Annotated in this window: 11 protein-coding genes; 8 read left to right on the plus strand and 3 right to left on the minus strand. The window is 63.2% G+C overall.

The genetic code is table 11. The features are described from left to right. From AT959_RS18815 to AT959_RS18825, 3 genes are all read left to right on the plus strand, one after another. On the plus strand, positions 1-328 hold a 328-nt coding region (locus tag AT959_RS18815), incomplete at its 5' end, for an OmpA family protein (RefSeq protein ID WP_157651364.1). Between the two features lie 73 nt (positions 329-401). After that, a complete protein-coding gene (ubiG, locus tag AT959_RS18820) occupies positions 402-1,100 on the plus strand; it encodes a bifunctional 2-polyprenyl-6-hydroxyphenol methylase/3-demethylubiquinol 3-O-methyltransferase UbiG (RefSeq protein ID WP_066886783.1) in 699 nt (232 codons plus the stop codon). After that, positions 1,093-1,761, plus strand: coding sequence for an HAD family hydrolase (locus tag AT959_RS18825; protein ID WP_066886791.1), 669 nt, complete (start codon positions 1,093-1,095; stop codon positions 1,759-1,761). The genes ubiG and AT959_RS18825 overlap by 8 nt, the downstream gene beginning before the upstream one ends. On the opposite strand, the gene AT959_RS18830 is transcribed toward AT959_RS18825, so the two are convergent. Both AT959_RS18830 and AT959_RS18835 read right to left on the minus strand, forming a co-directional pair. Further along, the gene (locus tag AT959_RS18830) at positions 1,739-2,911 is read right to left on the minus strand and encodes a methyltransferase (protein WP_066886792.1); all 1,173 of its coding nucleotides are present in this window, start codon (positions 2,909-2,911) and stop codon (positions 1,739-1,741) included. The two genes, AT959_RS18825 and AT959_RS18830, sit on opposite strands and share 23 nt — an antisense overlap. Then, positions 2,908-5,052 carry an ABC transporter substrate-binding protein gene (locus AT959_RS18835; RefSeq protein ID WP_066886794.1) on the minus strand — a complete coding sequence of 715 codons (2,145 nt, stop codon included), beginning with the start codon at positions 5,050-5,052 and terminating at the stop codon, positions 2,908-2,910. Before AT959_RS18835 ends, AT959_RS18830 begins: the two co-directional genes overlap by 4 nt. 86 nt (positions 5,053-5,138) lie before the next feature. Between AT959_RS18835 and AT959_RS18840 the strand changes: the two genes are divergently transcribed. The 3 genes from AT959_RS18840 to AT959_RS18850 all read left to right on the plus strand — a co-directional run bounded on the left by AT959_RS18840 (position 5,139) and on the right by AT959_RS18850 (position 8,398). Beyond that, positions 5,139-5,594, plus strand: coding sequence for a peroxiredoxin (locus AT959_RS18840; protein ID WP_066886797.1), 456 nt, complete (start codon positions 5,139-5,141; stop codon positions 5,592-5,594). Positions 5,595-5,625: 31 nt separating this feature from the next. Then, complete coding sequence (locus tag AT959_RS18845) at positions 5,626-7,050, plus strand: PhoH family protein (RefSeq protein ID WP_066886800.1); 1,425 nt, start codon at positions 5,626-5,628, stop codon at positions 7,048-7,050. Positions 7,051-7,132: 82 nt separating this feature from the next. Further along, a complete protein-coding gene (locus AT959_RS18850) occupies positions 7,133-8,398 on the plus strand; it encodes a transglutaminase-like domain-containing protein (RefSeq protein ID WP_066886803.1) in 1,266 nt (421 codons plus the stop codon). Positions 8,399-8,419: 21 nt separating this feature from the next. Here AT959_RS18850 and AT959_RS18855 read toward each other — a convergent pair whose 3' ends face one another. Then, positions 8,420-8,872 carry a GNAT family N-acetyltransferase gene (locus AT959_RS18855; protein ID WP_066886806.1) on the minus strand — a complete coding sequence of 151 codons (453 nt, stop codon included), beginning with the start codon at positions 8,870-8,872 and terminating at the stop codon, positions 8,420-8,422. A gap of 134 nt (positions 8,873-9,006) precedes the next feature. Between AT959_RS18855 and AT959_RS18860 the strand changes: the two genes are divergently transcribed. Further along, positions 9,007-11,364, plus strand: coding sequence for a putative bifunctional diguanylate cyclase/phosphodiesterase (locus tag AT959_RS18860; RefSeq protein ID WP_066886809.1), 2,358 nt, complete (start codon positions 9,007-9,009; stop codon positions 11,362-11,364). After that, positions 11,361-11,716 (plus strand): PhnD/SsuA/transferrin family substrate-binding protein (locus AT959_RS18865; RefSeq protein ID WP_205629969.1); only part of this gene is annotated, 356 nt, incomplete at its 3' end. The genes AT959_RS18860 and AT959_RS18865, both read left to right, overlap by 4 nt.

Consider the following 11,716-nt stretch of genomic DNA (forward strand, 5'->3'; position numbering starts at 1 on the left):
CGTGCTGCGCCCGGAAGGCAAGGCCAAGCTCGACGAACTGGTCTCCAAGGCCAAGGCCATCAAGCTCGAAGTGATCCTCGCCGTTGGCCACACCGACCGTATCGGTGGCGACGCCTACAACCAGAAGCTGTCCGAGAAGCGCGCTGCCGCGGTCAAGGAATACCTGGTTGCCAAGGGCATCGAAGCCAACCGTGTCTACACCGAAGGCAAGGGCGAAAAGCAGCCCGTGACCGGCGACAAGTGCAAGGGCAACGCCAAGACTAAGGCGCTGATCGACTGCCTGCAACCGGACCGTCGCGTCGACATCGAAGTCATCGGCACCAAGTAATTCGCCGACGCTTCAGCGAAAAGCCCCGCCCAGCGGGGCTTTTTCTTTTCCCGCTTTTGGACTTGACCGAATCATGTTGAATGCCGACCCCGCCGAACTGGAAAAATTTGGTGACCTCGCCCACCGCTGGTGGGACCCGAACAGCGAATTTAAGCCGCTGCATGAAATCAACCCCTTGCGTCTGGACTGGATCGACCGTCACGTCGGCCTGGCCGGAAAAAACGTGCTCGACGTCGGCTGCGGCGGCGGCCTGCTCTCCGAGGGCATGGCGACGCGTGGCGCCAACGTGACCGGCATCGACCTCTCGGAAAAGCCGCTCGGCGTCGCCCGCCTGCACCTGCTGGAAAGCGGCCAGAAAGTCGATTACCGCAAGATAGCTGTCGAGCAGCTGGCCGAGGAAATGCCCGGTGCTTTCGATGCCGTGACCTGCCTGGAAATGCTCGAGCACGTTCCCAACCCGTCCAGTGTCGTCGCGGCCTGCGCCCGTCTGGTCAAGCCGGGTGGCCAGGTCTTTTTCTCGACCCTGAACCGCAACCCGAAGTCCTACCTGTTCGCCGTGATCGGTGCCGAGTATGTACTGCAGATGCTGCCCAAGGGTACGCACGACTATGCCAAGTTCATCAAGCCCTCCGAACTGGCCCGCTGGTCCAAACTGGCCGGACTGGAGCCGGACGAGTTGATCGGCATGAGCTACAACCCGCTGAGCAAGCAGTATTCGCTTGGCCGGGACACCAGCGTCAATTACCTGCTGCGCACCACCCGGCATGCTTGAAGCAGTCCTTTTCGATCTTGACGGCACGTTGGCCGATACCGCCCCCGATCTGGGCGGTTCGGCCAACATTTTGCTGCTGCAGGAAGGTCGACCGCAGCAATCGCTGGCCACGCTGCGCCCCTACACCTCGCAAGGGGTACGCGGTCTGCTCCGGGCGGGCTTCGGCATCGACCCGCAACACCCCGACTATGACCGCCTGGCCAGGCGCTTCCTGGAAATCTACGCCGGCCGCCTGTGCGATGAGACCCAGTTGTTCGATGGCGTTGCCGCCCTGCTCGATGAGCTGGAAAACATGGGCCTCGGCTGGGGCATCGTCACCAACAAGCGGATGCGTTTCACCGACCCGCTGGTCGAGATGCTGGCCCTGTCGCCGCGCACCCGTTGCGTTGTCAGCGGCGACACCACGGCCGAGGCAAAGCCGTCACCGCTGCCCATCCTGCATGCCTGCCAATTGCTGGCTTGCCGACCGGAGAACACGCTCTACGTCGGCGACGACCTTCGCGACATCCAGGCCGGGCGCGCTGCCGGCTGCCTGACGGTCGCCGTCTCCTACGGCTATCTCGGCGACAGCGGCCCACTTGAACAGTGGGGGGCCGACCTGATCATCGACCATCCGTCTGAACTGGCCGCCTATCTGGCTAGCCACGCCAGGCGGAAATAAGCAGGTTGCGCGGCGTCAAGCGGCGCTCGCAGAAACGCCCGAGCGCCACCGCATAGCCGCGCCCTTCGAGATAGACCACCAGATCGAGCGCCAGCCAGACTTCGAGGGCCCGCCGGAAAGCATGGCGCATCACCGAAAGGCGCATCACCTCGCGCTGGCGCTGCCAGCCCTGCGCTTCGAAGGCCTCTGCCGCACCGATCGCTTCGCTGGCCATCCCTTCCCGCTCCCGCATCAACCCCAGGAACTCGGCAAAGCTGCCGCGAAACCAGGCGGCCGGCACCGACTTGAAATTCTGGTAAGCCACGCTCGATGTTGCGCGGCGCCAAGCATCGAAACCGAGCTTCCAGGCCATTTCCTTGTCGCGCTGCAATGCCAGGCGGGGCGAGGCCGTCACCGTTTCGGTAACCGCCAGCCGCGTGTCGTCGCGGGTCAGTTGCAGGCCGAGCCGGCCCGACAGCGGCTGGTAATGTGCGGCGACGCCGCGGTGGTAGCAACAGGGGGCGACATCGAAACGTCTGACCCCGGCCGCCGCGCCGTGCTCAAGCAGACGCCGGTGCAACTCGCCACAGGCATGCAGCGCCACGGCGTGCTGGCCGGCTTGCGGCCAGTCGGTCACGGTCAAGGCATCGGCGACGACGAATCGATGATCGAGGGCCTGCCGCCGGGCCAGCGCCTGGCCTTCGGCACAGAGCACCGCATCCAGTTCCAGCGTCTGCACCGGCGTCTGCCATTGCGCCGCCAGCAAACGCCCGAGATGCCCCTTGCCGCCACACCAGTCGATGACCGGCCGGCCGGCGGAACGAGCGGCAGCGGCAAAGGCCTCGATCTGCTGGCGCTTGCGGCCGGGAATTTCCCAGGCCCAGCGCGACTGCTGTTCGGCCAGCACCGCCAAGGGGCGCTGTGGCAAACCGGCCAGCGGCACGAGCTCGGCGACCTCCGGAATATGGCGGGCGAGCAGCGCCACAGCCGCCGCATCGTCATCACCCAGATGCTGCAACTCGGCTTCGGACAAAGCCAGCAATTCGGCCGCCAGCGCCGGCCAGCGCTCGCACCAGGCCGGACGAGACTCGCGAAAAGGCTGGGGGTGCCAGAACTCGTAGAAGTTCAGCAGCAGCGCATCCAGTTGTCGCTGGCGTTCCCGCCAGCTCACTTCAACGCTGCCCGCTGCTCGCGCCGCCGATAGCCGAGGGCGGCCGGCACCACAGCCAGCACGACCAGCAGCAGACCGAGGCCGAGCGGCCAGAGCACCGGCCGGTTCCAGGCACGGCGGGCAGCAGCCCGCTCGGCGGTGTCGATACGCTGGTATTTCAGGATGTTGTTGCCGACATCGTTGGGCTTGCGGTTCTTCAGCCAGCGGTGGCCGAGCGTGTAGCTCTTCGGATGCAGACCAAAGACCCAGGGCGCATCGTGATGCAGGATACGGTTCATCTGGCGGACGATGGCCAGGCGCTCCGGCGTGTTGTCCATATTCTTCATCCTGAGGAACAGGCGGTCGAATTCTGGATTGGCGTAATTGGAGGCATTTTCGCCGCCCCGGGCGACCTTGCCTTCGTTGCCGTCGAGCAGGAAGAAGAAGTTCTCCGGGTCCGGGTAATCGGCATTCCAGCCCAGGTAGTAAAGCTGGACGTTGCCCTTGCGGATCTTGTCCTGGAAACGGTTGAAGTCGGTCGAACGGATGACCAGTTGGACGTCGATCTTGGCGAATTGCCTGGTTAGCCAGTCGAGGCGCGACTTCTCGCCCATGCCGCCACCGGTGGTATCGAGATTGACGACCAGCGGCTCGCCGGTCTTTTCGTCGCGGCCGTTCGGATAGCCGGCTTCGGCCAACAGCTTTTTGGCGAATTCGGCCGACTTGCGCTGCGGCTTGCCATCGACCCAGTCATAGACCGTGCTGTTGATCCCCGCTTCGCCCGGTTCGTAGCCGAAGATGCCCGGCGGCAGCGGCCCCTGCGCCGCGATGCCCCGCCCGTTCGAGAAAATCGAGATGAACTCCTCCTGGTCGATGGCAATCGAAATTGCCTGCCGCAGCTTGGTCGACCGCGGCGATAGCCCACCCACCACCGGATCGAGCATGTTGAAGCCCATGTAGAAGGTCGAGCTCTTGACCGAAGTCAGCAAGCGGATGCCCTTGTCGCGCATCTCGTCGGTCAGGCCGACTTCGCCGCCGACATTGACGCGCACCGCCTGGTCGAAGCTGTCCGACGAAATGCCGGAAGCGTCGTAATAGCCCTGCAGGAACTTGTTCCAGTAGGGAATGGCTTCCTTCTCGCGGGTGAAAACCGCCCGCTCGACGAAGGGCAGCGGCTTGCCGCAATCCTCCAGCAGGCCGGCCGCACGGTCGCCGGGCTCGCCCTCGCAGGGGTAGGCCTGGCCATGGAAATTCGGATTGCGCGACAGCACCATGCGCCGGTTCGGATCGTTTTCGGACAGCATGAACGGCCCGGTACCGACCGGCCACCAGTCGAGCGACAGGTTCTTCGCCGCCATGCCGAGCTGGGCGAAGAAACGATCGACCTCGCGCGGCACCGGCGCAAAGAAGGGCATCGCCAACCAGTAGAGGAACTGCGGATACTTGCCGTGCAGCCGGATGCGCCAGGTCTGGCTGTCGACCTTCTGAATGCCAGCCAGCGGATAGGCATCGAGGTCGAGCCAGGCATCGGCCGGCAGATCCTTGGCCGCCTTGCCGAGCGCCTCGCCCAGTTCCTTGAGACCGACGATCTTGTCGGCCATCATGCCGAAAATCGGCGAATGCAGGCGCGGATGGGCCAGGCGCTTGATCTGGTAGATGTAGTCATCAGCCGTCAGTTCGCGGCTGCCGGTTTGCATGAAGTCGCCCAGCGCCTGCCGACCCTCGGCGGCATTTTTACCCAAATAGAGGGGTTGACCGCCGGCATCAACGGCAAAGGCCGGATGCGGCTGGTAGCGGATGCCCGGCTTAAGTTTCAGCTCATAGACGCTTTCGGCGATCTGCTCGACCGGCGCCTCGGCCGGCAATTCGCGGCCCTGTGCATCGTAAAAGCGCGGCACCGGCACCTGCTCGACGGTGGACGGAATCAGCTCATAGGGCCGCTTCAGGTAGTGGTACTGCAACGGCGGTTCGTAGATCTGCGCCGTGAAGGTGATCTCGTCTTCGGTGTAGGACTGCGCCGGATCGAGATGCTTCGGGCGGTCGGTAAAGGCCGTGTACAAGATATTGCGCTCGGCATCAGCCACCGGATAGGGGTCGTTCCAGCCTTGACCGCAGCCGGTCAGCAGGGCAACCAGGGAAAGACAGGCGCAGATTTTTCGCATGGCCTGCAGTTTAGCAAATCAGCGGTTGACCGCCCGCTCACGATTTGCCCACAATGGCTCAAACCCAACAACACAGAGGCATTCGCATGCTCGACAGCAAAATCCCCGACTTCTCCCTGCCGGCAACCAGCGGCACCACCTTCCAGCTAGCCGAGCATAGCGGCAAGATCGTCGTCATCTATTTCTACCCCAAGGACAGCACGCCGGGCTGTACGACGCAGGGCCAGAACTTCCGCGACCTGCACGGCGAATTTGCCGCGGTGGGCGCCGTTATTCTCGGCATTTCCCGCGACAGCCTGAAGTCGCACGAAAACTTCAAGGCCAAGCAGGAATTCCCCTTCGAACTCGGCGCCGATACCGATGAAGCCGTCTGCAACCTGTTTGGCGTCATGAAAATGAAAAACATGTACGGCAAACAGGTGCGTGGCGTCGAACGCAGCACCTTCGTCATTGACCGGAACGGCGTCCTGCGCCGCGAGTGGCGCGGCGTCAAGGTGCCCGGCCACGTTCAGGAAGTACTGGATTTCGTCAAAACCCTTTAACTTTTCCCCACCCCGACCAAAGGCCCATTCCATGCCGCGCAAACCCGCAGCCGCCAAGAAGCCCGCCGTTACCAAGATCTTCGTCCTCGACACCAACGTGCTGATGCACGATCCCAGTTGCCTGTTCCGCTTCGAGGAACACGACATTTTCATCCCGATCATGACGCTGGAGGAACTCGACAACCACAAGAAGGGGATGACTGAAATTGCCCGCAATGCCCGGCAGGCCTCGCGCATGCTGGACGAAATGCTGGCCCACGATGAAGTCGACATCGATGAAGGCATCGATCTCTACGGACCGTCCAGCAAGCTGGCCAGTGGCCGCCTCTACCTGCAGACCGAAGCGATCAGCGCCGAACTGCCGCAAGGCCTGCCGACCTCCAAGGTGGACAATCAGATCCTGTCGGTGGTCATCCACCTGCAGAAGAAATTCCCGAAGCGCCCGGTCATCCTGGTGTCGAAAGACATCAACATGCGCATCAAATCGCGCGCCCTCAACCTGCTCGCCGAGGATTACTTCAATGACAAGGTGCTCGAGGATACCGACATCCTCTATACCGGCACCCGCGCCCTGCCCGACAACTTCTGGGACAAGCACGGCAAAGGCATGGAGTCGTGGAAGAAGGATGCCAAGACCTATTACAAGGTGACCGGCCCGCTCTGCCCGCAATTGCTGGTCAATGAATTCGTCTGGCTGGAGAACGAAGGTTTCACCGCCATCGTCAAGGAAACCGCCGGCAAGACTGCTGTGCTGGAAACCCTGATCGACTACACCCACCCGAAGAACGCCGTCTGGGGCATCACGGCGCGCAACCGCGAACAAAACTTCGCGCTCAACCTGCTGATGAATCCGGATATCGATTTCGTCACCCTGCTCGGCCAGGCCGGCACCGGCAAGACGCTGCTGACGCTGGCCGCCGGGCTGACCCAGGTGCTGGAAAGCAAGCAGTTCGCCGAAATCATCATGACCCGCGTCACCGTGCCGGTCGGCGAGGACATCGGCTTCCTGCCCGGCACTGAGGAGGAAAAGATGGCGCCGTGGATGGGCGCCCTCGAAGACAATCTCGACGTCCTGACCCACACCGACGAAGGCAGCGGTCCTTACGGTGGCGACTGGGGCAAGGCGGCGACCAATGACATCATCCGCTCGCGGATCAAGGTCAAGTCAATGAACTTCATGCGCGGCCGCACCTTCCTCAAAAAGTACCTGATTATCGACGAGGCGCAGAACCTGACTCCGAAGCAGATGAAAACGCTGGTCACCCGCGCCGGCCCGGGCACCAAGGTGGTCTGTCTCGGCAACATCGCGCAGATCGACACCCCCTACCTGACCGAAGGCAGCTCCGGCCTGACCTATGTCGTCGACCGCTTCAAGGGCTGGGGGCACTCCGGTCACATAACGTTACAACGGGGCGAGCGTTCTCGCTTGGCTGACCACGCGGCCGAAGTGTTATAATTCAGTCCATTAACTCAAGGGGCCGTGTCAGCGACACGGCCTTTTCGTTTCAGCCACGGGCTGTCTCTGCCGGAGGAAATTTTTGAAACGTCGCGACTTTCTAGCTTCTGCCGCCGCCCTCTCGCTCCTCGCCTCCGAAGCGTGGGCTGCGAAAAAAACGACTACCAGCAAGCCCCCGCCGGCCAAGGCCACTACGGCCAAAGCCAAGCCTTCTGCCAAACCGACCCCCAAGCCCTCCGGACGCAATCTGCATGGCAAGCCGGCGGCGGCCGCGCCGGTCGCCCATACGGCTGACGATCCGGTCATCGAAAAACCGCCGCAGGGCACCTCGGCCACCCGCCTGCCGCCGGTCAAGGCGCCCGAACCGCCCAGCGAATGGCGGACCTACGAAATCATCACGACAGTCAACCTGAAGAACCGCAGCGGCCCGAGCCGGCTCTGGCTGCCCTTGCCGCTCAACCAGGACACGCTGTTCCAGCGGACCCTCGGCCATTCATGGGAAGGCAATGCGAACAGTGCCAGCATGCGCCGCCTGCCCGATGGCGACCTGGAAGTTTTCCATTGCGAGTGGAGCGACAGCAGCAACGCCAAGTTGCAACTGAAAACCGTGGTGACCACGGCCGACCGCCATTTCGATGTCACCAAGCGCACCGTGGCCCCGGAACGCGACGACATCCTGCGCCGCAACCTGCATGCTTCGCAGCTGATACCCAACGACGGCCTGGCCCATCAACTGGGCGAACGCATCGTCGGCCGCATCAAGGACCCGGTGGCGCAAGGCAAAGCGGTTTACGACTGGGTCGTCGACAACTCGATCTACGATCCCTCGCTGCCCGGCGGCGGCACCGGCGATGTCCGACGCCAACTGATCCGCGGCGAATATGGCGGCCGCTCGACCGACATCAACGGCCTGTTCGTCGCCATCTGCCGCGCCATCGGCATTCCGGCCCGCTGCGTCTACGGCCAGCGGGTCGGACCGTCGCGACTGTTCCGTAGCCTCGGCTTGTCGAGTAACGATGCGACGCGCAGCCAGCATGTCCGCGCCGAGTTCTACATTCCTGGCTACGGCTGGATTCCGGTCGACCCGAGCGATGTTCGCCGGGCCATTGCCATGGAAGGCCTGTCCGATCGCGAAAGCAAGTTGCTGTCGCTGCGCAAGGTGCTGTTCGGCGTCTGGGAAATGAACTGGGTGGCCTTCAATGTCGGCGTCGATGTCACGCTGCCCGGCAAGAACGCCCCGCTCCCCTTCCTGCTGCTACCCCAGCTGGAATCATCGACCGGCGATGACAACGGCACCGATCCGGCAGCCGTTCAATATTCGATCAGCGCCCGCCGCATCGAACTTTGAGCGGCAACGTCTCAAGCCAGTTCAGTATTCGAGAAACATCAGGCTCTTGCCGTCAATATCGCGCCGGTTGAGCTGACGAAAGCCAAGGCCGAGAAAGCGCCTGGCCTTGACGGTGGAAACCAGGACACGCCCGTGGGCGTTGTTCTGGCGCAGCCAGGCCAGCCGGCTCTTGACCAGTTCCCGCCCGATGCCTTGCCCCCGTGCCGCTGGCAGCACCACCGAGAGATAGAGCAGGTGCGTATGCGAGGCCCAGTCGGCTGACTTGATGCCACCCGCTCCGACCATGCCCCCGCCCTGATAGGCCACGAAGAAGCAGCGCTGCAATGGCGCCAGCGCCGGCGCAAACTCCTCGCCGATGCGAGTGGCCGAATAGTGCAGCGGGTTGTCGAAAACGCCGATCACCAGTTCGCGAGCTGTCGCAACGGCGGCCTGATCGTTCCAGTCGAGTTCGGCTATCGTGAAATCTTCCATCATCACATCCGGCAACTTGGGGCAGCCATTGGGCCCGGCCAACGTGGCAGGCCGATGACAGCAACAGCCTGATCCAGTCACAAGCCTGCAATATATCGGCAACATAATCCGGCCTTCCTTTCCCGGAAGCTCGCCACGTGGCCTTTCCCTTCAACCAGCAAAACAGTATCTGGTTCAAACGCCTGAACAAGAGCAGTTGGCGTGGCCTGCTGGCCGGTAGCATCAGCTTGACGCTGGCCCTGGTCGTGCTGGCCTGGGGGGTCACCTGGCAACGCCTGGAAGCCGAAAAGGCCCTGCTCGGCGCCAATGCCCGGATCCAGCAAGAGAATCTGGCCGCCATCGTTGCCGAAAATCTGGCCCAGGTACTCGACCGCGGTCGCCTGATGTCGATCGCTGCCAACGAATGGTTCGAGGGCAAGCCGGCCGAGGCGACCAACCGCCTGTCGGCGATGCGGGCAACCGACCTGGCCTTTCTCCGCATCGCCCTCTACGACCGGCAGTTGCGCCGCGTCTACACCTCCTCGCCCGCCAGCGCGACCGCCGGCCTGCGCGATGCCCTGGTGCGTGCGGTGCAGACTTCACCGGCGGCGGCCGCCGCCGGCTTGCTGCAGATCGCGCCGCCGCCTGAATCCTACGAAGAGGCCTGGCAACTGCCCCTGCTTTTTCCGGTCCTCGGCAACAATCACGAGGTTCGCGGCGTGCTGCTCGTCGTCCTCGATCTCGGCTATTTCCTCAGCCTCTACCAGCACATCGACATCGGCCGTTCCGGCATCGTCCAGGTGCTGACCAGCGACGGCAAGGAAGTGGCCCAGGCACGGCAAGAAGGACTGATCCTCAGCCAGCGGCGCGGCAGCTTTGAACTCCCCATCCAGCCGGCCCGGCATGGTTCGCTGACCGGCACCTTCTTTGAAAACGACGAGCCTTACCTGAGCACTTTCCGGCGCCTTGAGCGCTATCCGTTCAGTGTCGCCGTCAGTCGGCAGATCGACGAAACGCTAACCGAGCATCACGGCAGCCGCCAGCGTTTTTTCAGTGCTTTGGCGGCGTTGACCGCAATCATTGCGCTCGCCGCGCTGTGGTTTGGTCGCAGCATCCGCCGGCAAGGACAATTGCTGTCGGCACTGGCCGCCGCCGATCAGGAAAAATGCGAACTGATCGAGCAACTGGAAGAGGAAAAACGGCGCGCCTTCGAACTGGCGGCCCACGATCACCTGACCGGCCTGCCCAATCGGCGGATGTTCCACGAACTGGTCGCCAGCCACCTGTCGCGTGCCAAGCGCAGCCGCAAGCACTACGCCATGCTCTACCTCGACCTGGACCATTTCAAGCGGATCAACGACAGCCTCGGCCACCATGTCGGTGACTTGCTGCTGCAAAGTGTTGCCGCCCGGCTGCGGAGCTCGCTGCGTGAGTCGGATGTTATCGCCCGCCTGGGCGGCGATGAATTTGCGGTCCTGTTGACCGGCCTGGAAAGCGTGGACGATACGGCGAGCATCGCCGCCAAGCTGGTCGCCCAGATCAGCCAGCCCTGCCGCAATCTCGACGGCCACGACATTCAGGTCGGACCCAGCGTCGGCATCGCCCTCTTCCCGCGTGATGGCCACGACGTCGACACGTTGTGCCGCCATGCCGATGCGGCGATGTACCAATCAAAGCGCAGCGGTCGCGGTCGCTACACCTTTTACGACCCGGCCCTGAATCCGGCCAGCGACCGGCTGCTCCACCTCGAACAGCGCCTGCCGAAAGCGATTGTCGGACATGAACTGGTCCTCCACTTCCAGCCCAAGGTCCGCCTTGACGACTACCGCATCGTCGGTTTCGAGGCCCTGGTGCGCTGGCAGCATCCCGAGTTCGGCCTGATCTACCCGAACGATTTCATTCCACTGGCCGAACACAGCGGCCAGATCATCGAACTGGGCGACTGGGTGGTCACCGCCTGCTGCCGGCAACTGGCCGACTGGCAGGCGGCCGGACTGGAACTGGTGCCGATCGCCTGCAACATCTCGGCCAAACAATTACTCGACGATGAACTGCCGGAACGGATCGCCGGCTTTCTGGCGGCCAGCGGCATCGCCGCCCGTTATCTGGAAGTGGAGATCACTGAGAACAGTCTGATCGAATCGATCGAAGTCGCCGGCCACGTCCTCGGCAAACTGGCCGGCCTTGGCCTGCAGATCGCGCTCGATGGCTTCGGCAACGGCCTGTCGAACCTCAGCCACATCCGCAGCCTGCCGATCGACAGCCTGAAGATCGATCGCTCATTCATCAGCGACATACGCAACAGCCCGGACGACGCCGTCATCGTCAGCTCGATCATCACGCTGGCCCATAATCTGAAGATGCGGGTAGTGGCCGAGGGCGTCGAAATGCTCGACCAACTGATCCACCTCAAGACAGCCGGCTGCGACGAAGTCCAGGGCTACTACCTGAGCCGCCCGGTCACGGCAATCGCCGCTGGCCAGCTATTGCTGCGGTCAACCCTCGCCCCGACATGAAAACCAGACTCCCCTTACTCGCCTTCGCTCTCGGCCTGCTGCTCGCCGCCCGCCCTGCCGCGGCCGGCAACAATTGCGACGACCCGCGCCCACTGCGCCTGGCACTGACCCCGATCAAGAATGCCGAGATCCAGGCAACGCAGTACCGGCCGCTGATCCAGCAACTGGAAAAACAGCTCGCCCGGCGCGTCGAGTTGGTGCCCGCCCCGTCCTACGGTACGGTTATTGAAGGCCTGCTCGCCGATGGCGTCGATCTGGCCGAGCTCGGTCCGGCCTCCTACGCCATCGCCAGCAGTCGCGGCGCGCGGATTACCCCATTCGCTTCCTTTGCGCTGCGCAAGCCCGGCAGCGA

Origin of the sequence: Dechloromonas denitrificans, assembly GCF_001551835.1 — a bacterium.
In the GTDB taxonomy this organism is placed as follows: domain Bacteria; phylum Pseudomonadota; class Gammaproteobacteria; order Burkholderiales; family Rhodocyclaceae; genus Azonexus; species Azonexus denitrificans.

Coding starts and splice junctions, on each gene's coding strand:
- AT959_RS18825 (WP_066886791.1), top strand. CDS start 1,093: ATGCTTGAAGCAGTCCTTTTCGATCTTGACGGCACGTTGGCCGATACC.
- AT959_RS18835 (WP_066886794.1), bottom strand. CDS start 5,052: ATGCGAAAAATCTGCGCCTGTCTTTCCCTGGTTGCCCTGCTGACCGGC.
- AT959_RS18855 (WP_066886806.1), bottom strand. CDS start 8,872: ATGATGGAAGATTTCACGATAGCCGAACTCGACTGGAACGATCAGGCC.
- AT959_RS18840 (WP_066886797.1), top strand. CDS start 5,139: ATGCTCGACAGCAAAATCCCCGACTTCTCCCTGCCGGCAACCAGCGGC.
- AT959_RS18845 (WP_066886800.1), top strand. CDS start 5,626: ATGCCGCGCAAACCCGCAGCCGCCAAGAAGCCCGCCGTTACCAAGATC.
- ubiG (WP_066886783.1), top strand. CDS start 402: ATGTTGAATGCCGACCCCGCCGAACTGGAAAAATTTGGTGACCTCGCC.